The organism is Alteromonas sp. KUL17, from assembly GCF_006538305.1.
In the GTDB taxonomy this organism is placed as follows: domain Bacteria; phylum Pseudomonadota; class Gammaproteobacteria; order Enterobacterales; family Alteromonadaceae; genus Alteromonas; species Alteromonas macleodii.
In genome coordinates, this window is sequence record NZ_BJKJ01000026.1 from 34,958 (window position 1) to 58,034 (window position 23,077).

The 23,077-nt window shown below is 46.5% G+C and carries 23 protein-coding genes; 16 read left to right on the forward strand and 7 right to left on the reverse strand.

Annotated elements, in window-relative coordinates; all coding sequences use genetic code 11:
• Positions 1-66: 66 nt before the first annotated feature.
• From KUL49_RS17500 to hslR, 3 genes are all read right to left on the reverse strand, one after another.
• Entirely contained in the window at positions 67-1,629 is a 1,563-nt protein-coding gene (locus tag KUL49_RS17500; RefSeq protein WP_049585467.1) for a phosphoenolpyruvate carboxykinase, read from the reverse strand.
• A gap of 446 nt (positions 1,630-2,075) precedes the next feature.
• A complete protein-coding gene (gene hslO / locus KUL49_RS17505; protein ID WP_131138114.1) occupies positions 2,076-2,975 on the reverse strand; it encodes an Hsp33 family molecular chaperone HslO in 900 nt (299 codons plus the stop codon).
• 23 nt (positions 2,976-2,998) lie between these two features.
• A complete protein-coding gene (gene hslR / locus KUL49_RS17510) occupies positions 2,999-3,403 on the reverse strand; it encodes a ribosome-associated heat shock protein Hsp15 (protein WP_014977772.1) in 405 nt (134 codons plus the stop codon).
• Positions 3,404-3,532: 129 nt separating this feature from the next.
• Between hslR and gspC the strand changes: the two genes are divergently transcribed.
• The 13 genes from gspC to KUL49_RS17575 all read left to right on the forward strand — a co-directional run bounded on the left by gspC (position 3,533) and on the right by KUL49_RS17575 (position 16,519).
• Complete coding sequence (gspC, locus tag KUL49_RS17515; protein WP_131138115.1) at positions 3,533-4,450, forward strand: type II secretion system protein GspC; 918 nt, start codon at positions 3,533-3,535, stop codon at positions 4,448-4,450.
• Positions 4,451-4,548: 98 nt separating this feature from the next.
• The gene (gspD, locus tag KUL49_RS17520; protein WP_131138116.1) at positions 4,549-6,600 is read left to right on the forward strand and encodes a type II secretion system secretin GspD; all 2,052 of its coding nucleotides are present in this window, start codon (positions 4,549-4,551) and stop codon (positions 6,598-6,600) included.
• A gap of 1 nt (position 6,601) precedes the next feature.
• Positions 6,602-8,167 carry a type II secretion system ATPase GspE gene (gene gspE / locus KUL49_RS17525; RefSeq protein ID WP_131138117.1) on the forward strand — a complete coding sequence of 522 codons (1,566 nt, stop codon included), beginning with the start codon at positions 6,602-6,604 and terminating at the stop codon, positions 8,165-8,167.
• Positions 8,168-9,394: a type II secretion system inner membrane protein GspF gene (gene gspF / locus KUL49_RS17530; RefSeq protein WP_014977774.1), complete on the forward strand. Its 1,227-nt coding sequence runs from the start codon at positions 8,168-8,170 to the stop codon at positions 9,392-9,394. It abuts the gene before it with no gap.
• Positions 9,394-9,831 (forward strand): type II secretion system major pseudopilin GspG, encoded by a 438-nt coding sequence (gene gspG / locus KUL49_RS17535; RefSeq protein ID WP_014951309.1) that lies wholly within the window; start codon positions 9,394-9,396, stop codon positions 9,829-9,831. Before gspF ends, gspG begins: the two co-directional genes overlap by 1 nt.
• Before the next feature lie 5 nt (positions 9,832-9,836).
• Positions 9,837-10,463: a type II secretion system minor pseudopilin GspH gene (gene gspH, locus KUL49_RS17540; RefSeq protein ID WP_014977775.1), complete on the forward strand. Its 627-nt coding sequence runs from the start codon at positions 9,837-9,839 to the stop codon at positions 10,461-10,463.
• Positions 10,460-10,888, forward strand: a complete 429-nt coding sequence (gene gspI, locus KUL49_RS17545) for a type II secretion system minor pseudopilin GspI (protein ID WP_131138118.1) — start codon at positions 10,460-10,462, stop codon at positions 10,886-10,888. The genes gspH and gspI overlap by 4 nt, the downstream gene beginning before the upstream one ends.
• 1 nt (position 10,889) lies before the next feature.
• Positions 10,890-11,516 (forward strand): type II secretion system minor pseudopilin GspJ, encoded by a 627-nt coding sequence (gene gspJ / locus KUL49_RS17550; RefSeq protein WP_131138119.1) that lies wholly within the window; start codon positions 10,890-10,892, stop codon positions 11,514-11,516.
• A complete protein-coding gene (gene gspK, locus KUL49_RS17555) occupies positions 11,513-12,559 on the forward strand; it encodes a type II secretion system minor pseudopilin GspK (protein WP_131138120.1) in 1,047 nt (348 codons plus the stop codon). The genes gspJ and gspK overlap by 4 nt, the downstream gene beginning before the upstream one ends.
• Positions 12,559-13,758: a type II secretion system protein GspL gene (gspL, locus tag KUL49_RS17560; RefSeq protein WP_131138121.1), complete on the forward strand. Its 1,200-nt coding sequence runs from the start codon at positions 12,559-12,561 to the stop codon at positions 13,756-13,758. Before gspK ends, gspL begins: the two co-directional genes overlap by 1 nt.
• Positions 13,755-14,234 (forward strand): type II secretion system protein GspM, encoded by a 480-nt coding sequence (gene gspM, locus KUL49_RS17565; protein WP_131138122.1) that lies wholly within the window; start codon positions 13,755-13,757, stop codon positions 14,232-14,234. Before gspL ends, gspM begins: the two co-directional genes overlap by 4 nt.
• On the forward strand, positions 14,231-14,986 hold the full coding sequence (locus KUL49_RS17570) for a type II secretion system protein N (RefSeq protein ID WP_131138123.1): 756 nt from the start codon (positions 14,231-14,233) through the stop codon (positions 14,984-14,986). The genes gspM and KUL49_RS17570 overlap by 4 nt, the downstream gene beginning before the upstream one ends.
• Before the next feature lie 99 nt (positions 14,987-15,085).
• Positions 15,086-16,519 carry a YdgA family protein gene (locus tag KUL49_RS17575; RefSeq protein ID WP_131138124.1) on the forward strand — a complete coding sequence of 478 codons (1,434 nt, stop codon included), beginning with the start codon at positions 15,086-15,088 and terminating at the stop codon, positions 16,517-16,519.
• Positions 16,520-16,577: 58 nt separating this feature from the next.
• On the opposite strand, the gene KUL49_RS17580 is transcribed toward KUL49_RS17575, so the two are convergent.
• The 4 genes from KUL49_RS17580 to yrfG form a co-directional block, all read right to left on the reverse strand.
• Complete coding sequence (locus tag KUL49_RS17580; protein WP_014951318.1) at positions 16,578-17,633, reverse strand: MBL fold metallo-hydrolase; 1,056 nt, start codon at positions 17,631-17,633, stop codon at positions 16,578-16,580.
• Positions 17,634-17,864: 231 nt separating this feature from the next.
• A complete protein-coding gene (locus KUL49_RS17585) occupies positions 17,865-19,253 on the reverse strand; it encodes an NAD-dependent succinate-semialdehyde dehydrogenase (RefSeq protein WP_131138125.1) in 1,389 nt (462 codons plus the stop codon).
• Positions 19,254-19,533: 280 nt separating this feature from the next.
• Entirely contained in the window at positions 19,534-20,079 is a 546-nt protein-coding gene (yjjX, locus tag KUL49_RS17590; RefSeq protein WP_014951320.1) for an inosine/xanthosine triphosphatase, read from the reverse strand.
• Between the two features lie 13 nt (positions 20,080-20,092).
• The gene (gene yrfG, locus KUL49_RS17595) at positions 20,093-20,806 is read right to left on the reverse strand and encodes a GMP/IMP nucleotidase (RefSeq protein ID WP_131138126.1); all 714 of its coding nucleotides are present in this window, start codon (positions 20,804-20,806) and stop codon (positions 20,093-20,095) included.
• A gap of 71 nt (positions 20,807-20,877) precedes the next feature.
• On the opposite strand from yrfG, the gene nudE reads away from it, so the two are divergent.
• The 3 genes from nudE to KUL49_RS17610 all read left to right on the forward strand — a co-directional run bounded on the left by nudE (position 20,878) and on the right by KUL49_RS17610 (position 23,002).
• Complete coding sequence (gene nudE, locus KUL49_RS17600; RefSeq protein WP_131138127.1) at positions 20,878-21,441, forward strand: ADP compounds hydrolase NudE; 564 nt, start codon at positions 20,878-20,880, stop codon at positions 21,439-21,441.
• Positions 21,442-21,444: 3 nt separating this feature from the next.
• Positions 21,445-22,290: a 3'(2'),5'-bisphosphate nucleotidase CysQ gene (cysQ, locus tag KUL49_RS17605; protein ID WP_131138128.1), complete on the forward strand. Its 846-nt coding sequence runs from the start codon at positions 21,445-21,447 to the stop codon at positions 22,288-22,290.
• A 127-nt stretch (positions 22,291-22,417) separates the two neighbouring features.
• Positions 22,418-23,002 carry a YceI family protein gene (locus KUL49_RS17610; protein ID WP_131138129.1) on the forward strand — a complete coding sequence of 195 codons (585 nt, stop codon included), beginning with the start codon at positions 22,418-22,420 and terminating at the stop codon, positions 23,000-23,002.
• The last annotated feature ends 75 nt before the right edge of the window (positions 23,003-23,077 follow it).

Below are 23,077 nucleotides of genomic sequence, written 5' to 3' on the forward strand. Positions count from 1 at the left end.
ACGGTGCGGGCAAAACATCAATCACGTTGAGCGTGATGAACGTTGGGAAGGGGCAGAACCGATTAACTAGTTACCCGGTCCGGCTTTAACGATAGCGTCGCTAACGTCGTATTTTTCAAAATTCTGTTTAAAGTCGTTAACTAAGTTAGCGGCGTATTCGTTGTACTTCTCTTTGTCAGCCCACGTGTTCTGAGGCACAAGCAAATTGCTGTCTACACCGTCCACTGCTACTGGCACATCTAGGTTTAACGCGTCAATGTGCTGGGTTTCAACATCAGCCAAATTGCCCGATACAATCGCATCGATAATAGCGCGCGTAGTAGGGATATCAAAACGACTACCTGTGCCGTAAGGGCCTCCTGTCCAACCGGTATTAACCAAGTAAACCTTTGCACCAAACGCTTTAACACGCTTAATCAGAAGCTCTGCATACACGCCTGCTGGACGTGGGAAGAAAGGCGCACCAAAACAAGTTGAGAAGGTTGATTCAATATCGCTAGTAGAGCCAATTTCAGTAGAGCCTACTTTTGCTGTGTAGCCACTTAGGAAGTGATACGCCGCAGCTTCTTCACTTAACACTGAAACAGGAGGCAATACGCCACTTACGTCACAGGTCAAAAATACTACCGAGCGAGGTTCGCCGCCTCGGTTTTCAGCAACGCGCTTTTCAATGTGTGAAAGCGGATAGGCCGCACGTGAGTTTTGGGTTAACGACGTGTCGGTATAATCTGGCGTGCGTGTTTCATCAAGCACTACGTTTTCTAGGATGGTACCAAACTTGATAGCATTCCAAATTACTGGCTCGTTCTTTTGAGATAGGTCGATACATTTAGCGTAGCAACCGCCTTCAATATTAAAAACGCTACCTGGTGCCCAGCCGTGCTCGTCGTCACCAATCAAGAAGCGCTTAGGATCGGCTGAAAGCGTGGTTTTACCTGTGCCTGAAAGACCGAAAAACAGAGTCACGTCGCCTTCTTCACCCACGTTGGCAGAACAGTGCATAGGTAGCACGTCTTTTGCCGGAAGCAGGAAGTTTTGCACGGAGAACATGGCTTTTTTCATTTCACCTGCGTAACGCATGCCTGCAATCAACACACGCTTTTTAGCGAAGTTGATGATAACTGTGCCATCACTGTTTGTGCCGTCACGCTCTGGCTCACAAGTGAAACCAGGTACGTTTAAGATTTGCCAAGGCTGGTCGCCTTTAACATTCCATTGTTCAGGAATAATAAAAAGGTTGCGGGCAAAAACGTGCTGCCACGCGGTTTGCGTTCTTACTTCAAGCGACAAAGCATGTTCAGGATCGGAGCCCACTTGAAGGTGTGAAAGAAAGTGTTCTTGGGTAGACAGGTAGGCTTCAACGCGGTCCCACAGCGCATCAAATTTGTCAGCGTCAAAAGGCTTGTTCACCTTGCCCCAATCGATGTCATTTTCGGTTGTTGACTCTTTAACGATAAATCTATCATTTGGAGAGCGACCGGTTCGTTTTCCGGTCTCAACGACAAGCGCCCCGTTTTTGTCAAGGACACCTTCGCCGCGCTTGACGGCGCGCTCGATAAGTTCTGCATTTGGCAGGTCGGTGAGTGGCGTTACTTTCAGATCCGTTTGAATTGAGGCTGCTGCGGTCATGGCTGTTACCCTATATGTAATTTTTCAAAAGCACTTTCAAAAAAGTATCACCTCTTCGAGTGTAATGTAAACAAGGCCTAGCGCGCATTTATAAAACACATACTCACTATTTCTCATATGTTAATTTCATAAATATTGTAAATTAATTACAAGGAAAGCCTTTTCCTTGGATATAAATGCAAAAATAAGGCGTAGAAAACCTATATTGATCGATGAATTTCAAAATAAAAAATGACAATTTTTTTTAGAAAGTGAAGGCGAAAATTTTCACCACAACAGGAAGAAAAGGAAAATAGGATGATGTAGGAAAGTTAAACACTTACTACTGGGCATTTTTTAACCACAAGTGAAGTGTTGGGAAAATGAACCTATCTAGACGGTGAGAGATTCAGAAACAAAAAAGCACCTTCAAAAGAAGGTGCTTTAACACAGCAGTAAACAAGTAGTTACTGATTTGAAGACGGTGCGTCGAAGTTGCCGCTGTGAATAGCCTCTACGTCGATACTATCGAAGCGATATTCGGTATGACAATACTGGCAGTTCATTTTGATCGCACCTTCTTCAGCAATAATTGCGTGAAGCTCAGACTTCTCAACGTGACGAAGTGCTTCAGCGCTGCGCTCCTTTGAGCATGAGCAGGCAAAGGTTACGTCCTTCGCTGGATACACTTCCACGTCTTCTTGGTGGTAAAGACGATATAAAATGTCTTCAACCGACAACGTAAATATCTCTTCTTTGGTCAACGTTTGAGTAAGTTTAGAGATATGAGCAAACTCATTGACTTGCGACACATCAGTAGCGCTAGCATCAGTCGGTAAGACCTGAAGTAACACTCCCGACGCTTTCGCGTTTTTAGGGTCGCTCATGTCAGTCATTAGGTGCACGCTGGTCGCTAGCTGCTCTGACTGAGCAAAGTAGCCTTCAATACATTCAGCTAGAGAAGGCTTATCTAATGCAACAACGCCTTGATAACGCTCGCCTTCATCAGGTGTGATAGTAATGACCAATACCGCTTGAGACAATAACTCTGAAAACGTTTCTGGCAATGTTTCTAATGTCTCGTCCCAGCGCGCCACACCGCGAAGCGTTTGTTCGTGAGTGGCGTTTAACACCGCGTAACTTACTGGGCCTTTGCTTTGAATTTGAAGAGAAATTTCACCTTTAAACTTAAGCGTTGCCGTTAACAATGACGTCGCTGCCGCCATTTCACTTAGCAATGTTTGAATTTGCACAGGGTATTCATAGCTGTGCACAATTTGCTTTAAGCTCTCATCAAGACGAACCAATTCGCCACGAACGTTAGCTTGGGTAAATAAGAAGCGGTGTAATTTATCGAAATCGCTCATAACTAATCCTGTTGAGCAGCTCATTATTGCTGCTTAAATTTAATAATCTGTCGTCGCTGCTTTTTATCAGGTCTATGATCTGGTTTAGGGCTGTGAAAGGCGTTCATTTTGCGCGCCGTTTGGTTTTCTTCACGTTTTGTTACACTTTCAATCGTCTCTTCAAAAAGCGCCTGCGCCAAAGGCGCGCTCAAACGCTTGTCACTTAAGCCTAGCACCTTAATTTCACGATTATCCCATCCTGAGGGAACTTTAATCATGGCGCCAAGCTCTACATGCTTACCAGGTTTGGCTCTTTGCCCGTTGTACTGGACTTTTCCCGACTGCACCATGTCTCTTGCTATTGCGCGGGTCTTAAAGAACCTTGCAGCCCATAGCCACTTGTCCAGCCTGACATTTTGTGTTGTATTGTTGCTATCCGATTGGCTCATGTAATATTTTCGTAATGGTGTGGCTTTAGTGTTGTGACCCTCACCTTTACTAGGCTATTATGGGTTTGCTAAAGCGCGGTTAACCAAAAATTCACTATATTATAATAAAGCAGTACCATCAGTGGCAGCATGACATTCAATAAACCCAACCCACAATCTCTGGTTGTTTATCTGAACCAGCATCAAAAACAGCTACATACCATCGTAGTGGTTCTGCTCAGCCTGTATTTAATTGCATTTGCTGCCAAACTCGTGTGGCGAATTATACCCGAACCTCAACTATCTGCGACACCCACAGTAAGCCGTGCTCCGGTTATTTCTTCGTCGTCAGGCCAAAATGGGGTCAACATCGCCAAAATACAACAGATGAATTTATTTGGTAATGCTGCGGCCAAACCTGCTGAACCGGTCGCCGAGGTTACCGACGCACCAGAAACGCGCTTAAACCTAACCCTGACGGGCGTTGTGGCCAGTTCAGAGCAGGAGGCGGGTACCGCTATTATTGAAAATCGCGGCAGCCAAGCGGTTTATGGCTTAGGTGAGAAGATTGAAGGCACCAATGCCACGTTGCAAAAAGTGTACAACGATCGCGTTATTATTAAGAACGGGGTGAGAAACGAAACCCTGATGCTTGACGGAATTGACTACGACGAAGCTAATCGTCGCCGTGAAATGCAGGCAAGAAACCGACCTGAGCCAGAAGAATTAGAAGAAGACACCGTTGAGCTTAGCGACGAAGCATTAGAGGCAACTGCAGCTCTGCGAGAGCGTCCAGCCAACTTCACAGACTTTATTTCAATATCGCCAAAAACTGAAGAAGGCCAGCTTATCGGCTACCAAGTGAGCCCAGGCAAAGAGCCTGAATTATTTAAATCGGCAGGGCTTCAGGCTGGTGATGTCATTACACAGATTAACGGGCTAGACCTTACCGACTTGCAGCAATCGCAAGAGGCGCTGTCTGAGCTACGCAATGCACAAACTATAGAATTAACGATTATTCGAGATGGCAGTTTAACTACGCTATACCTGGATTTACCCGAGTCTTAATACCACTAACGGTAGCAGCGCTATATTGTCGCTAGGTAAGCAAAATAACAAATAAAGCAATTCGGTCATCGACAAGTTAGGAAATGAAGGAAGTTAGAATGAAAAGGCGCACTAGCCAAAAACTATTATCTCGCTTGAGCACAGCCATGTGTACAGCGCTTCTGTGTTTCTCGGTGACGGCCGCTGAGTACATGCCTAATTTCAAAGATACTGACATCAACGAGTTTATTAATATTGTTGGTAAAAATCTTGAGCGCACCATTATTGTTGACCCTAACGTACGTGGAAAAATAAGCGTACGCAGCTATGACATGCTCGATGAAGATCAGTACTACCAGTTTTTCCTAAACGTACTACAAGTGTATGACTTCGCCGTTGTAGAAATGCCTAGCGGTATTTTGAAAGTGGTTCGCTCGAAAGACGCTAAAACATCCAATATTCCTGTTGTTGAAGGCGCTAATCGCGACGGCGATGAAATGATCACTCGCGTTGTACCTGTTTATAACGTACCGGTGCGCGAACTTGCACCTATTTTACGTCAGCTAAATGACCAGGCGGGCGGCGGTAACGTGGTTAGCCACGACCCATCGAACGTAATGATGCTAACCGGCCGTGCTGCGGTAGTTAACCGACTAGTAGAAATTATCGAGCGCGTGGACCGTGCCGGTGACGAAGAAGTAGAAATCGTTAAACTTCGCTATGCGTCAGCATCAGAAATGGTGCGCATTATTGACAGCATTAATAAGTCGCAAGGAAAAGCTAATACAGGAACTAAGTCGGAGCCTCGCGTTGTGGCAGACGACAGAACTAACTCGGTTATTGTGAGCGGCGATATTAAAGCACGCCAGCGTCTTATCAACCTTATTCAGCGCATGGACCAAGAGCTTGAATCAAACGGCAACACCCGCGTGCTGTTTCTTAACTACGCTAAAGCGGAAGATTTAGTAAAAGTATTGCAGGGCGTATCTGCTAGCATTCAAGCAGAAGAGCAAGGCGGTGGCACTACATCGCGCCGAGCGGGTTCAAACCGTGAAATCAGCATTGATGCACATGAAGATTCTAACGCCATTGTTATTACCGCAGAGCCAGACATGATGCGCTCGTTAGAAGAGGTAGTACGTCAGCTTGATATTCGCCGTGCGCAGGTACAAGTTGAAGCCATTATCGTTGAAGTCTTTGAAGGCGACGGCACTACATTGGGTGTGCAGTGGGTGTCAGAAGAAGGCGGTGGTACTCAATTCAATAACGGTGTCATCGGCGTCGGCTCATTGGCGGTAGCACTACGACAAGCTGAAGATAGAGAAACTACGCAGACAAACATCACTGCCAACGGTGAAGTGGTGGAAACAACGGACACGATCGAAGGCGATTACACCGCACTAGCGAGCCTTTTAGGCGGCGCTAACGGCCTTATTGCCGGCGTTATCGAAAATGGCTGGGGCGCGGTAGTACAAGCAGTAAGCACCGACACCAATTCAAATATTCTTGCCACACCTCACCTAACTACTATGGATAACGAAGAAGCGTTTTTCATTGTAGGTCAGGAAGTGCCTATTATCACAGGCACAACTACAGGGGCGAACAACTCTAACCCTTTCCAAACCGTTGACCGCCAAGAAGTGGGTATCAAACTTAAAGTTACGCCACAAATCAACGAAGGCGACGCGGTACAGCTGCTGATCGAACAAGAGGTGTCTAGCGTAAGTGGCGCTACATCGGTAGATATTTCAATTAACAAGCGTGAAATTAAAACCACAGTGATCGTAGATGATGGCGGCACTATTGTTCTTGGCGGTTTGATTGACGAAGACGTGCAAGAAAGTGAATCAAAAGTACCGTTATTAGGTGACATTCCAATACTCGGTCACTTATTCAAATCGACATCAACCAGCAAGCGTAAGCGCAACTTGATGGTATTTCTAAAGCCGACTATCGTCCGCGACGGCGCAACAATGAACGCAATCAGCCATCGCAAATACAACTACATTCGCGCACTTCAGCTTAAACGCCAGCAAGAAGGTGTTTCGCTAATGCCTTATGAAGAGACGCCAAGCATTCCTCAATGGGATGATGCACTCGCTTTACCTCCTTCATTTGAAGAATACCTCTCGGAGAAAGAGAAGCAGAAACAAGAAGAAGGTAACGACTAACATGGCAGGGCAGGACGAACAGATTACTCAGGCATTAGAGGCACAAGAAGAAGCCTTAGAAGCCATGGGTGAAGAAGCCGGTTTGCCTGAAGAAGAGGCCGGTCCAAGACAGCTTTCTTTTAGCTTTGCAAAGCGTAATCAGGTGTTGCTGGAAACCAATGAAACACCTGCGGTCTTATATTTTACAGAGAATACGCCGTTTGATGTATTCGCTGAAGTGCGACGTTTCTACGGCGAGCCCTTTGTGCCGAAAACTATTCCTGCCAATGAGTTTGAAAGCCTGCTTACCAGCGCCTTTCAGCGCGATAGTTCTGCGGCTAAACAACTTATGGAAGACCTTGGTAACGAAAGTGATTTGTTCGCTCTTGCTGAAGACTTGCCTGACACTGAAGACCTGTTAGACAGTGAAGACGATGCGCCTATCATCAAGCTTATCAACGCCATGTTGGGCGAGGCGATCAAAGAAGGTGCATCAGATATTCACATTGAAACTTTTGAAAACCAGCTTGTGGTTCGTTTCAGGGTAGACGGCGTATTACGCGAAATTTTGCGCCCGAATCGCAAACTGTCTTCCATGCTGGTATCGCGTATTAAAGTTATGGCGAAGTTAGACATTGCCGAAAAACGTGTGCCTCAGGACGGTCGTATAACGTTGCGTATTGCAGGGCGAGCGGTGGATGTACGTGTTTCTACTATGCCTTCAAGTCACGGCGAGCGCGTGGTGCTGCGTCTATTGGATAAGAACAATGCGCGCTTAAATCTAGAAGATTTAGGCATGACGCTGCAAAACCGTAACCACTTTTCATCTCTTATTCGAAAGCCTCACGGCATTATATTGGTTACCGGTCCAACGGGCTCGGGTAAAAGTACTACCTTGTACGCAGGGTTAACCGAAATAAATTCGCGAGACAGAAACATTTTAACAGTTGAAGATCCTATTGAGTTCGATCTTCCGGGCATCGGACAAACACAGGTTAATCCCCGTGTAGATATGACTTTTGCCAGAGGCCTTCGCGCTATTTTGCGTCAAGACCCCGATGTAGTGATGGTGGGTGAGATTCGTGATATCGAAACGGCGCAAATTGCCGTTCAAGCCAGTTTAACCGGTCACTTAGTACTCTCTACTCTGCATACCAATACGGCAGCAGGCGCGATCACCCGTTTAGAAGACATGGGTATTGAGCCATTTCTGTTGTCTTCGAGCTTATTGGCCGTCTTGTCACAGCGACTCGTTCGTACCCTGTGCCCAGATTGCAAAAAGCCACATACGCCTGACGCTTCTGAGCTTGAAGTATTAGGGCAGAACGCCACAAGCGAGACCACCATCTACAAGCCCCATGGCTGCGCCGCGTGTAATCAAACCGGATATCGCGGTCGTACCGGTATTCACGAGCTATTGTTGGTAGATGAAAAAGTGCGCGAGATGATGCACGAAGGTGTAGGTGAGCAAGCCATTGAACGCTACATCAGAAAGACGACACCAAGCATTCGTGAAGACGGCTGTAGTAAAGTGCTGGCGGGCGCTACCTCACTTGAAGAAGTGCTTCGAGTTACGAGGGAAGACTAAATGGCGGCATTCGCTTTTAAGGCGGTTAATGCCCGCGGTAAAAATACAAATGGCGTACTTGAAGGAGATAATGCACGCCAGGTTCGCCAACAGCTGCGCGAAAAAGGTTTAATTCCCTTAGAAGTAGAGCAGGTCGCAGAGCGCGCACAAAGCGAAGGCAAAGGCCTGTCGTTTTCTTTATTTAAACCCCGTATTTCAGCATCAGACTTAGCGCTACTCACGCGTCAGCTCGCCACCCTTGTCGAATCGGCCCTTCCCGTTGAAGAAGCACTGCTTGCCGTCGCTGAACAGTGTGAAAAGCCTCGTCAGAAAAACATGATGATGGCAGTACGCAGTAAAGTCGTGGAAGGACATGGACTTGCCGATGCATTGGGTCAATTTCCAAGTGTGTTCGACGAGCTATACCGTGCGATGGTTGCAGCTGGTGAAAAATCAGGTCACCTTGATACCGTGCTTAACCGCCTTGCTGACTACACAGAACGCAGACAACAAACCCGCAGCCAAATTACTCAGGCGATGATTTATCCATCGCTAATGCTGTTTTTTGCAATGGGTATCGTGTTGCTATTGTTAACGGTGGTAGTGCCCAAAATTGTGGGGCAGTTCGATCACATGGGGCAAGACCTCCCGGCCATTACCCAGTTTCTAATTTCTGTCAGTACCTGGCTGCAAAATTACGGCTTATTTATGCTTATTGGTATTGCCGTGCTTGTTGTCATTATTCAGCGCGTGCTGCAGCAAAAGCACATGAAGCTACGCTACCACAGAGCGCTGTTAACCTTGCCGTTAATTGGCCGGGTGTCTCGCGGGCTCAATACCGCGCGTTTTGCACGTACCTTAAGTATTTTAAGTGCCAGTGCGGTTCCACTACTAGAAGCTATGCGTATTTCAGGTGATGTGCTGGAAAATCAGCATATTAAAAACCAAGTGGCAGATGCAGCCATTAACGTTAAAGAAGGCAGCAGCCTTCGGGCTGCGCTGGATAACACAAAAATGTTTCCACCAATGATGATGCATATGATTGCGTCTGGTGAAAAATCGGGTGAGCTACAGCAAATGCTAGCTCGCGCCGCAGATAATCAAGATAGGGAATTTGAAGCGCTTATTGGTGTCTCACTTAAGGTATTTGAACCCTTACTTATTGTATCGATGGCAGGCATCGTTCTGTTTATCGTTATGGCAATATTGCAACCAATTTTAGCATTGAACAACATGGTGAATATTTAATGAAAACACTTAATCGCAGTTCTGGTTTCAGTTTGATTGAAGTCATGGTCGTACTTCTAATCATCGGTATTATGGCGTCTATGGTGGCACCGCAAATCTTGGGTAACCAAGAAGAAGCGCAGCTTAAAAAGGCGGCGGTAGACATCCAGCAAATGGAAAGTGCGCTTGAAATGTACAAGCTGCGCAACAACCGCTTTCCAACCACAGAACAGGGACTAGAAGCGCTAGTTACCGCACCAACTATCGACCCGATTCCTCGTAATTACCCTGAAGGTGGTTTCATTAAACGTCTGCCTGAAGATCCGTGGGGCAATCCATATGCACTAATTAGCCCGGGAGAACTTGGCGTAGTTGATATTTTCTCTAATGGTCCAGACGGCGAACCGGGTACTGATGATGACATTGGTAACTGGAACATTAACGAATACCTGAACTAACCTTTATGCGCAACCGCGGCAGTACATCTTTGAAAAAAGCAGGCTTTACCCTATTAGAAGTCATGCTGGTACTGCTGCTTATGGGATTGGCGGCGGGTTACGTTATGTTTAACGCATTCGGTGCGAGTAAATCTGACCTGCTAAAAACCCAAGCCCAACGCCTGCAGGTGATTGTTGATATGGCCAGCGATTTTGCGGTGTTAAATCAACAACAGCTTGGTGTGCGGTTTGAAGCCGATAAAAATGAATACTACTTTGTCTACTTAGACGACGATGATGAGTGGCAGCGTATCGAAGGCGAAAAAACCTACGAGCCTTATACGTTACCTGAGCCTTTCACCTTCACTTTAAATTTAGACGACTTACCATGGGATGTTGAAGACAGGCTCTTTGACAGGGAGCTGTTCGACGAGAATTTAAGTGTTTCTGATGAAGGGGTTGAAATAGGTAACGAAGAAGAAAAAAAGCTGCCGCCGCCTCAAGTGCTTATAATGTCGAGTGGCGAAATTACGCCTTTTACCTTGTCGTTTAATTACGAAGGTGATGACGGCGACAACCCCGTCTATTACAGCCTGCAAAACCAAGATCTTCCGCCTTTAGTGCTTGAAGGGCCTCTGGAGAGACCACTATGAGTGCGTTTAATGTTGATGCATCGACAAAAAACGTTGCACCTGCCACACCGCTCCAGCAAAGTGGTTTGACGCTACTGGAGGTCATGGTAGCCCTGCTTATTTTCGCACTCACCGGCACTGCAGTACTTAAAGCTGCAGGCGAGCATTTATCAAGCGTTGGGCAAATAGAATCTGTCACCTTTGCAAACTGGGTGGCAAGCAATCGCTTAAACCAGCTTCAATTAGATACCACGTGGCCGCCCAAAAACAATTTAAAGGGCACGATGGAGATGGCCGATCGCACATGGTACTGGCAGCAAACAGTAACAAAAACTAACGACAACGACTTGCGTTCAGTAACCGTTTCGGTGGGTGAAGACGAGAGCTACGGGAGCTCAGTAACATCAGTAACCACTTTTGTGGCTAAACCGACGGCGGAAAATTAGTATGCAGCGCGGATTTACGCTTATCGAAATACTGATTGCTATGGCCATATTCACCCTAATTGGGCTTGCATCAACAGGTCTACTCACCACAGTTATCGACAGCAATGACATTTCAGAAGAGCGTTTTGCAAAACTTCAATTATTGCAGCGTGCCATGATCACGATTGAGCGAGACCTACAACAAGCAGTGCCTCGCGCAGCAAGGGTGAACGGAGAAAAGCAAGACGTAGTTATGTCAGGTGGTGAAACCGACGATAGTGACGATGACGGCATTGGCTTTGTGCGCGGAGGGTGGCACAACCCTCAGTTAATGTTGCCACGAAGCACCCTACAATTTGTGGCCTATAGACTAAAAGAAAATAAACTGGAACGCCTTTACAGCAACTATGTGGATAATGTCATAGGCTACGAGCCCAAAGTCCGTGTGCTGCTAGAGGATGTAGAAAGCTTAAAAATTGAATTTCTTGCCACCGCTAACAGTAGTTCGTTAGATGAAGACGAAGACTTGTCGTGGAGCGAGAGTTATAAAGGGGCTTCACTGCCGCGCGCGGTGGCCATTGAGTTTGTCAGTAAAGACTTCGGAAAAATACGCAGAGAATTTACCTTAACCACGGGTGAATCTTCATGACAGTTCAAAATACTCAGCGCAAGACAATAACACCACCCGCTAAGCAGCAAGGCGTGGCATTGATGATTGTGCTCATGATAGTAGCCTTGGTGGCGGTATTAGCCACAGAAATGGGTACACGCTTGCAGCTTCAGGTGCAGCGTACGATGAACTTAAAAGACAACAACCAAGCTTACTGGTACGCCATGGGAGCCGAGGCCTTTGCACGCAAGTCTATTCAGTCTTTAATAGAAGAAAGCCCGGAGGTGATTTCTATAGATCAACCTTGGGCCCAAGAATTCAGCTATCCTTTAGAAAACGGTGGTTTAACCGCTAACTTAGACGACTTGCAAGCGTGTTTTAATTTAAACGCGATTACGTCGGGCAGTGCAGGGGGCACTGACAATAACAGCGGTACCGGCAGCAGTGGGGCGAGTAATACCACAGAAGCCATGGACGCTTTTCACACCATGTTGCTATCACTTAGCGTTGACGGGTTAGACAACTACACCGCAGACACCCTACGGGACAGTCTAGCCGACTGGGTAGACGAAGATGACAGAATGCGCCCTTACGGTGCGGAAGACAGCGAATACGAGTCCAGAGAGTTTCCATACCTTGCGGCTAATGGACCACTGGCATCAAAAAGCGAATTGCGTATTATTAACGGTGTATCACCACAGTGGCTAGACGCCTTACTGCCATTAGTTTGTGTGATCCCGGATTACAATGAGTTGAAAATTAACGTCAACACATTAGAAGAAGAAGATGCACCATTACTTGCAGGTCTAACAGGGTTAGATATTCAGCAGGCCGCAAGTTTGATTAGCAGTCGCCCGCAAAACGGCTGGGACGATACCAATGCATTTTTAAGCGAGCCCTCTATTCAAGCGCTTAACTTAACAAGCTCTCGACAAGATTGGTTTTCGGTTAAAACTGAATATTTTATGTTGCATACAAAAACACAGTACAACAAAGCAACCTTTAAGCTTTCCACCGTGTTTCACGTTAATGCCGATACTGGCGTTAGCATTGTGAACCGCGAGTTTGGGGGAACCTATTGATGGAACAACTCTTGGTGCGTTTAGGCGCCAACCATACAGACCCAATTAGCTGGCTCGTTTATTCGCGTACCGAAGATGAAATAATTGCATCGGGCGAGCTGCCTAATGCAGAAGCCTTATCTTCGCTGACCGAACGCGCGGGACAACGAAGTGTTATTGCCTTAGCGCCTAGCAGCGAAGTTTTACTCAAATGGGTTGAGCTGCCGCCTAAAGCTGGCCGCAAGATCATTTCTGCCATCCCGTTTATGCTAGAAGACGAGCTAGCCACTGACATTAGCCAGCAATTTTTTGCGATCGGCCCTAAACGAGGCGATGAACAGGCCGTTGCAGTAGTTAGCCATGAAAAGATGGAACTGTGGCAGTCCTGGCTTAGCGAAGCAGGGTTATTCTGCGACACCATTATTCCTGATGTACTCGCAGTGCCAGTCACCGAAAACGGTTGGTCAGTGCTTACGTTAGGTGAACAGCTTCTCGTGCGACAAGACACATTCAAAGGCGTGCAGGGCGAGGCAACATGGTTACTGCCAACTCTTGTCCATTTTACAGCACAACAAGAAAGCCCGATAACCATAACCAATTATGCGGGTATCGATTTAAGCACTTTACCAAATATTGAGGAAGCGCAGGCACCCTTAGAGCTGCCTATGCAAGTATTGGCAAAAGAGGCGATGCAAAGCAGCTTTAACCTATGCCAAGGCGATTACAAGGTAAAGCGCAAGCGCAGCGGTGTTCTGAATCAGTGGCGTGTTGCTGCAGTATTAGCAGTGTTAGCGCTATGCACCAGCCTTATCGACAAAGGATTTTCTCTTTACCAGCTTAAAGCCCAAAATCAGGCGTTAAGCAGTGAGATTAATACCGCTGTTAAAGCGGGTTTCCCCAATATTGGTACCTATCGCAACGTGCGATTGAAGCTACAAAGCGAGCTTGCCAAGTTAGAACAAGGCGGTGGCAGTGCCTCTATGCTTATTATGCTAGACCAGCTCGCTCCGGCTTTTTCAGCCACTGATGTAAAACCGCAAACACTGCGCTTCGATGCCACCCGCACTGAGATTCGCATTCAGGCGCAAGGTAAAAACTTTGAAGCGCTAGAGCAGTTTAAACGTACAGCAGAAAGCGCAGGCTTTGTGGTTGAACAAGGGGCCATAAATAATCGTGACAATGGCGTTGTAGGTACAGTATCAGTAAGGAGTACCTCATGAATGCACTCTTAGAAAAGTACAAAGCGCTTACTGAACGCGAGCAAAAGCTAGTTCTTATTTCAGCGGTACTAATGGTAATTGCGCTATTTTATTTCGCCGTTTGGTCTCCGCTTAATGCTGCTTTAGATAAACAGAAACAGCTTCTCGACAACCAGCAATCACTGCTGGTTTGGGTAAAAGACAGTGCTGCAAGAGCGCAGCAACTACGCCTCAGTAGCGGTGGAAAGCGTACTTTTTCTGGTTCGTTACCACAAGCGGTAAACCGCACTACTGCTCAACACGACATTGCTATTTCTCGTATGCAGCCACAGGGCGACGAGCTTCAAGTGTGGGTTGATCAGGCGCCGTTTAACAGTGTTTTAGAATGGCTCAAAGCCATGGAAAATATGGGCGTGATTATTCTTCAAGCGGATATTGCCGAGGCCGATGCACCGGGCTATATCAAAATCCGCCGATTACAATTAGGTAAAGCATGAAGTTGAAAGTTAGTTGGATTATAGGCGGCATTATTGCCTTCTTATTGTTTGCCATTGCTTACATGCCTGCTGTTCACGTTATTGGCCGTATTGCGTTACCTAGCAATGTTGCCGTTAGTGGTGTTAGCGGCACCTTGTTTTCAGGCAAGGCGCAAACTGTAGTAGTTAATGGCCTGCCCATCAAGAATGTAAAATGGGAGCTTAGCCCCTTACATATGTTGATAGGTAAAATTAAATTAAACCTTAAAGCAGGTAATATTCGCGATAAAAACGACATTGCATTTGAAGGGCCTATTACCACGGGGCTTTTCAGCCAAAACAGTGTAAATACCGAAAACTTCACGCTGTATTTACCGGTAGACCGCGTGCTTGCACAAGTTCGCCTTCCGCTGCCAGTAAATGCTGGAGGGCGCTTTAAAGTGTCGCTTAGTGACTTAACGTTTGGGCCTGCGTGTCAATCGCTAAACGGTACCGGAGATTGGCTAAACGCGACGGTTGCCGGTACACAGGGTCCTATTGATTTTGGCACTTATTCCGCAAAGCTGCGTTGTGAAGGCGATGACATTGGAATACTAGTAAGCGAGCCTAACTTACTAAGCTTGTCGATGGATGCGGTTATCCCTACTACGATGAAAAATATTCGAGTAAGTGGTAAATTTAAGCCTGACGACAGCTTACCGCAAGAAGTCCATCAGGCCGCACGCTTGTTTGGTGCGCCGGATCGTAGCGGCTATATTGCGATTAAGCTGTGATGCATAGCACAACCTATGCGTAGAATTTCTAGGCCACCAACGTACTTCACGTTTGTGGCCAGAGGAACTGGGAACACTTTTTAACAAAGGATTGTAATCATGAACAAACCTCTTCTAGCTGGCGCGGGCGTAACTTTGGTTGCACTTGGCGTTGCCCCTTATTTTATTGGTACTAGCGTTCACGAAAATGTTAGCGCCGCCGTAAACGAAATTAACCAACAAGCCGTTTATTCTGCCGAGGTACTTTCGTATGACAAAGGCTGGTTTTCGACAACAGCGGAAATCAAGCTTGCTGTCGATTTTCAAGCGCTAATCAATGCACAGAATGTTGACTCCACTGATATACCAATGGAAGAAAACCCTAGCATTACCGCCACGCTAGTAGCTCATCACGGACCGGTGTACTTTGGCGATGGCTTAGGATTAGGCCGCGTTCACTATACGGTCTCTATTGATGGAGATGAGTTAAGAGAATACGTTCAGTGGGATGGCCAACAGCCAATTTATCGCAACGAAGGCGTGGTTGGTTTGTTTGGTGGACTAAGCTACGCAGACGTTATTCCAGCGCTTAGCGCGACGGCCGAAGAAGAGGGGTTCACGCTACTTTTCTCTGGTTATGCGGGTGAAGCTGAGCCTGATGGTGACAAAACTTTGTATACGTCGTCGGGTGAATCGCTAAGCATAAGTGCAGATGAATTTTCCTTAGAGATGAAAAATCTGTCTATGGATATGAGCTATGACGGCGATATGGTAGCGGCGTTCAAAGGTGACTTATTTGAATCTACTGGTAAGGCGCGTATTGGAAGCATAGAAATTTCTAACATTGAGCCAGGTGCGACAGTTAAGATTGAGAACCTAGCTTTTGCTACTGACGTCAAGATTGACGAAGACAATAACACCGCCAATGTCTACGTAGAATACGCTGTCGACAAAGCCGTGGGCCCTGAGCTTGATGCTACAGACATGGTATTAGGCGTTGCCATCAATAACTTAGATATCGACTTCATTAAGGCCTATCAAGAATTTAGCAACAATTCATTATTAGTGCCTTCTGAAGAAGTGCCAGCCAAAATGATGGAGTTTATTGAAGCTAACTTGCTAACACAGCTTAAAGCCGAGCCTGAGATTAATATAACGAAGCTGAAAGCAACGTTGCCTGAAGGGTCGTTTAACGCTTACGCAAACACGAAATTAGTGGGTATAGATGCACTTCCCGGTACGTTGGAAGACGCCGCTTATTGGGTCACGCATTTGCTGGCTGATGCACAAATCACCGCCGATAAAGCGCTTGCACAGAGTATGGCATCTGGCTATATGATGGGCCAACTAATGGCGACGCCACAAGCACAAAATATGACGGCTGAAGAGCTTCAAGCAGCTGTAGAACAACAGACACCTATGATGCTAAGTACCTTCGCTCAACAAGGCTTAATAAAAGAAACCGAGAAAGGTTACGAGACAAAGCTAACACTTAAAGATGGCGAAGCCAGTGTAAACGGTACGCCCATTCCGCTGCCTTTTGCCCCTCAATAATAGTTAGAGAACCTCTATAAAAGCGTAAACCGTGTATCGCAGACGGTTTACGCTTATTTTACTCCTGTTCAGACAGGGTAATGTTCATTAAATCTTCAGCGGCATATACTCGACCTTCAGCTACAACCGTAATCGCCTCAGTAAGTGCATCAAGACCCGGTTCGCTACGTTTCATAATATGAGACAACACTATTTGCTTAGCGTTTGACTGCGCGGCAATGTCGATAATCTGAGTCGGCGTCATATGCAAGTTCTTAGCAACCTGACCCGCGTCATCACCAATGGCGTTGTGCAGCACCAAAAGGTCCGCGTTTTTAGCAAAACGAGCAAGGTTTCCTTGTTTATCATTGGTATCGCCTGAAAATACCGCCTCGCAGCCATTGGCCTTGACCTTCCACGCTAATGCTGGGATAGGACCGTGGTTCACCGTCATTGCCTCAACACTGACGCTATCGTTTACATTGCGTTTAAACGGTTGTTCAAAGGTTGTGGCCCCGATGCTTTTTGTGGATATCGTATAGTCATCTTGGCCTTCTATGGTGTAAGAAGATAGATACTTAAACGCGCCGTTTTTCCCTATTAACGACGACACATAGGCGTTTGTGGACGGCATAATGTCGTTGCCCTCTGGCCCCATTATTATTAAATCTTTCTCGCGATCGGTGAAATACCCACCTTTCACAAAGCTTGGCAAATCGGCGGAGTGATCGGTGTGTAAGTGGGAAAGCAAGATAACTTCTAACGATTCAAACGTCGCCCCCGCAGCGCCAAACTGAACGCTGCTTCCGCTTCCAGCATCTACCAACACGCGGGCGCTGCCATTTACCCAAACCACATAGGCACTAGATGTTCTGCCGTCATCCAATTCAGGTCCACCCGACCCTAATATTTGCACTGAAACGTTATGGCAACCCATAGGACTGGTGCTTAGGCCGGCATCGTCTGATGTAGTTGATGGTTGAGACAACGGCTGCGCTAAAGCCGAGAACGATAGAATAGCAGTGGTTGTCATAGCGCAAAAAAACGCAGTTTGTTTTCTACCGCGCTGTTTGTCCTGCCTTGTAAGCCCAATGCCTGATCTTGCATTACTTAACCGTTTATTTATAACCGTCATAACCATCGCCTTATGTTATTCCCTACTCATTAATACACAGATATTTGATTAAAAGACCGTTTGCCCGGACGAAACTATTCAGCCCAGTTGACTGCGCACTGTTTTTTGGCCTGACTGTTTTCAATTACATGGACTTGACTGTGCGACTACCTTAATGAATAGGGCGTACAGCAAAACAAAAAAGGCGAACCCAAGTTCGCCTTTCTTCTCATTGCTTCTTACCGAAGTGCACTACTCGGCCGATTTCTCAGCAACCATGATAGTTTTGATATTGACGAATTCACGCATACCATAGCCTCCGTGCTCACGACCGTAACCGCTGTCTTTCACACCACCAAAAGGTAAGTTTGGTTGTGCCAAAGAGTACCCATTGATATTAACCATACCGGTATCAAATTCATCTTTCGCCAATGCTATTGCTTTGTCGGTATCTGTACTGAAGATACCGCCGCCCAAGCCATAACGTGAATCATTTGCTACTTCCATGGCTTGCTTGTCGTCGCGCACGCGAATGAGCGACGCAACTGGTCCAAATAGCTCATCATCATAAGCGGGCATACCTGGCGATACATCTTCCAGCACCGTAATTGGGTAGAAATAACCATCAGAGTCTGGAATTTCTCCACCCAGTGATAGCGTAGCGCCGTTTTCTAGCGACTTTTTCACTTGCTCATGAAGTTCATCGCGCAAGTCTTCTCTCGCCATTGGGCCCAAATCCGTATTTTCGTTTGTGGGGTCGCCAACTTTTAGCTTTTTACACTGCGCCACAAATTTGTCTCGGAATTCGTCATAGACGCTATCCACAATAACAAAGCGTTTAGCCGCCACACAGGTTTCACCGTTATTAATAACGCGTCCTTGGATACACATTTCTACAGCATGGTCGATGTCAGCATCCTCTAACACCAAAAAGGCGTCGTTACTTCCAAGCTCCATTACGGTTTTCTTAGACAAGCTTGCAGCTTCCTTAGCCACTTCTTTACCTACTTCGTCACTCCCGGTAAAAGTAACGCCGCGAACGTATTTGTGCTTGATTAAGTCACTTGCCGTGCTGCCATCAATTAGCAGCGACTGGTAAACATTTTTAGGAAAGCCAGCATCTTCGTACATTTGCTGAATGGCTTGCGCCATACCAAACACGTTTTTAGCATGTTTCAGTACCGTGGTGTTACCCGCCATTATGTTTGAGGCGCTGTAACGAATAACTTGGTACAACGGAAAATTCCACGGCTGGATGCCAAGAATAACGCCAATGGGCTGATACGTAATGATTGCTCGACCGCCTTCGAAAATGCGATGTTCGTCTTCCAAAATTGAAGCGCCGTGCTCGGCCGTATAGCGGCATATTTCGGCGCATAGCTGCACTTCTTGCTTTCCTTGCGCGGTAACCTTACCCATTTCCCGTGTCATCAGGCTGGCGAGATCGTCAATTCGCTCTTCCATCAGATTTGCAAGGTTATTAAATAAATCTGCGCGGGTCTCAAATGACGTACGGCGCCAGTTCAAATAGGCTTCTTGTGAACGGGTAACTGCTTGCTCGGCGTCCTCGGCTGACATCAAATGATAATGATCGATCTTTTCACCTGTAGCAGGGTTGTAGGTATTGATTGTCTCACTCATTGTCACTCTCCTTATTCCGTTTGGTCTGAAGGAGGTGCAACTAAAAAGCCAAGATGTCAAAAAATATTTTTCAACACATTTTCAATAACATAGGCATAACTTAAAGCCTAAGTAATGGAAAGTGTCAGAAAGGATCCAGAAAAGATTACCTATCGCAGTAAAGATTTCAGGGCGACCGTTGCGATCGCCTTATCATTTTTCCTAAGTAAGGATAACCTTGCGGCGCTCTGTTTGATTAACGGTGTAATGCGCCTTGTTGCACAGCACAAGAGGTTCAACACTAGTCAGTGTATAAGTCGGGGAAATGGAACTTTGCCATAGCAAGCGTTAACGCCACTTCATAAACACTTTGTCGCGAGGCGTGATTAAGAGTAAGCAAACCAATAGCCCCCCCTTTTTGCTTTATGTTTACCGTATCAAAGAGCTTGTCCATAACTGGCCCAAGTTCTTCTCCACGCTGTAGTGCCTGATAGACACTCACAGGAAGAGGCAAGCTTGCACTTCGCGTTACCGACCAGTGACCTTCATGGTATATCGCCACATAGGCAAAGGTAGCAGGACCATCTTCAAATACATCCACACCACCTTCAATTGCCACATACCACGCATCTGTGAGACCACCTTGATGATGAGCAAGCATGGCCTTCACGCGATTAATGGCGCCCAAGCGCGTTTCATCTTCATTCATTGGCTGGTCAGGCACGCCGCTTGGTACAGCCATACCCTGAGCGTCGAAATCGTGCTCTAGTGTGTCAGAGAGTGTATTGAGCGCAGCATTAATTTTTACCGGATTCAGCGACCCTACATAAATTGTGTCAGAAACCATGTGCTTTCGTCCTTTAAAAACGTCCTTTCGAAACAGTCCCAACAGGGTTCTGCTTAATATCTTCTAGCATTAAACGGTAATCGCGCACCGCTGGAAACTCACTAATATTGCGATTTGGCAAAGTACTATCAGGGTTATCGACAGCAAGTAAATGTTTAATACCGTATGTCTTTGCCGCATTTAAAATTGGCAGTGAGTCATCGACAAATAGAGTGCGATGGGCATCGAACTTTACCCGTGCCTGTAATCTTTCCCATAGCAGCTGAGACTCTTTGGTTACGCCGAACTCATGGGTAGAGATAAGGTTGTCGATATGTGCGTCGAGCTGGGTATGCTCTATCTTTAGCGCCAAACTGTTTGGGTGCGCATTAGTCACTAATACCACCTGCCTGCCTGAGTCATGAAGCGCATCAAGGAACGGAATTGTATCGTCACGAAGGGCGAGCAAATGTGCCAGCTCACGCTTCAGCGGCATAAACTCATTTTCTAAGTCCATTTCAAGAGATTCAGCCCAGTAATCTAAGCAATACCATTGAATTTGCCCGAATACTGACTCATATCGCGCAGTCATTTCACGTTGACTCTGCGCCTCTGATATTCCCCTTATTTCCGCCAATCGTTTTGGCAAATGATGTAGCCAGAACTGGTTGTCGTAATGAAGGTCTAACAAGGTACCGTCCATATCTAGCAGTACAGTTTCTATTTCATTCCAGGGCAGAAAGGGCAAGCGATTTTCCTTATAATGAAGTAAGCTAAGAAATTGTATACAAGTATGATAACAAAGTTGTAGCGATAGACATGCCAAAAATTGATCCGAACAAACCGTTACCACAAATTCATTCTCGTGAAATCGTTGCGCAAAGCAAACTCTTTAGGGTGGAGCGCTTAGACCTTGAATTTTCAAACGGCGCCACCCGTGAATTCGAACGGATGGCTGGCGGAAACAGGGGCGCGGTAATGATAGTGCCTATGCTTGATGAAAACACCATGGTGTTAATTCGCGAATATGCTGCCGGCACACATTCGTATCAACTAGGTTTTCCAAAAGGCTTAATTGACCCTGGTGAAACTGCCATTGAAGCGGCTAACCGCGAACTACAAGAAGAGGCTGGCTTCGCGGCCAATGATCTTGTGGAGCTTCATAAGGTCAGCATGGCACCCACCTTTTTTAATGCCAATATGACCATTGTTTTGGCCCGCGACTTGTATCCTAAGCAGCTTGAAGGCGATGAACCTGAGCCTCTTGAGGTGATTCACTGGCCTTTAAATGAAGCAGATGCTTTACTTGCAAGAGAAGACTTTGTTGAAGCCCGCTGCATAGCCGCGCTGTTTTTAGCTCAAAAGTGGTTTAAGGAACAATAAACAATGCCCGATGACGCCCATGCCGACCTACTAGAACTTGCAAAAGAAATTGCCATCGAAGCCGGTGAAGCCGTATTAGACGTATACGATAAAGGGGAGTTTGACGCTTATCAAAAAGACGATGCGTCTCCCGTTACCAGTGCAGATTATTTGGCAAACGATATCATCAACAAGCGCTTACAAGCCGCGACGCCTGATATTCCTATCCTCTCAGAGGAAAACAAACACGCAAGTCTAGAAGAGCGAAAGCATTGGCCTCGTTATTGGTTAATCGATCCTATTGACGGCACTCAAGAGTTCATCGCTAGAAGCGGTGATTTCGCAGTAAACATTGCTCTGATAGAGAACAATGAGCCGACAATAGGCGTTATCTTTTGGCCTCCAGGGCAGTCGTTATATTACGCCCAGAAAGGCAAAGGCGCGTTTAAGTCATCACCTGATGGCGATCACCCAATAAGCGTACGCAAGCTAGACGACCCTAAAAATAGTGTGGTGATGATTGCAATAAGCCGTCGTCAGTCGAGAGAAAAAGTGCTCAGCAGAATGTGCGCCAAGCGCGTATACCAAACCCTTCCATTGGGAAGCTGTTCCTTGAAAGCCTGCTTTATTGCCGAAGGAAAAGCTGATGTGTTTATGCGCATCGGTATTACCGGCGAATGGGACACTGGCGCATCCCAATGCATTGTCTCTGAAGCGGGTGGGAGTATTGCCGCCGCTAACTTCGAACCTCTTACCTACAATCAGCGTCATTCACTAGAGAACCCAGATTTTGTGGTAATGGGCGATCAAAGGGTGCCATGGCAAGATGTAGTCCAGTATGATGACTTTGTAAACCCACATCAGCACTAGCGCGTAACAATTTACTTAGCGCAGCGTGTTAACCTACGTATAATAGCGTAGTAATGTTGCTGGGCCACATTACTCTGGTAGTGGTTAAATCAAGCCAGATGGAACCAAAAAGTAAAAGGAGTAACCTATGATGACTACACGTATTCGCACGTTGTCTGCAGCATTGCTCGCATGTGGGCTAGCATTTCCCGCCGCAGCCGACTGGTCAATAGACGGCGAAACAAGTGCACTACACTTCTTATCGACGAAGAATGCACAAGTCACCGAAGTACATAAGTTTGATAGCTTTGATGGTACGCTGTCTGACGGTGGCAAACTTAACGTGGCGGTTGACTTATCGTCAGTGAATACAGCCATTGATATTCGCAACAAGCGAATGCAAGAGATGCTGTTCAACGTGACCAAGTTTGCACAAGCGACATTTGAGGCCAACTTGCCTGAGTCGATGAAGAACCTGAAATCGGGCCAAGTTGTTAACGGGAAGGTAGACGGTATTTTGATGTTGCATGGGAAAGCCGTTCCTACGTCATTTTCTGTCAAAGCAAGTAAAGTAGACGACGATACGCTTACCGTATCAACCACGTCACCAACGTTAATTAAAGCAGAGTCTTTCGGCCTTGCTGAAGGCGTAGCTGCACTTCAAAAAATTGCAGGGCTTAAGAGCATAACAACAACAGTACCCGTAACGTTTTCAGTTACGTTTACTCAATAAAACATTGTTATTGCCGCCGTCTATCGATAAAAAGCTAGGTGGCACGTAACTAAACGCAATAAAAAACCGCACACT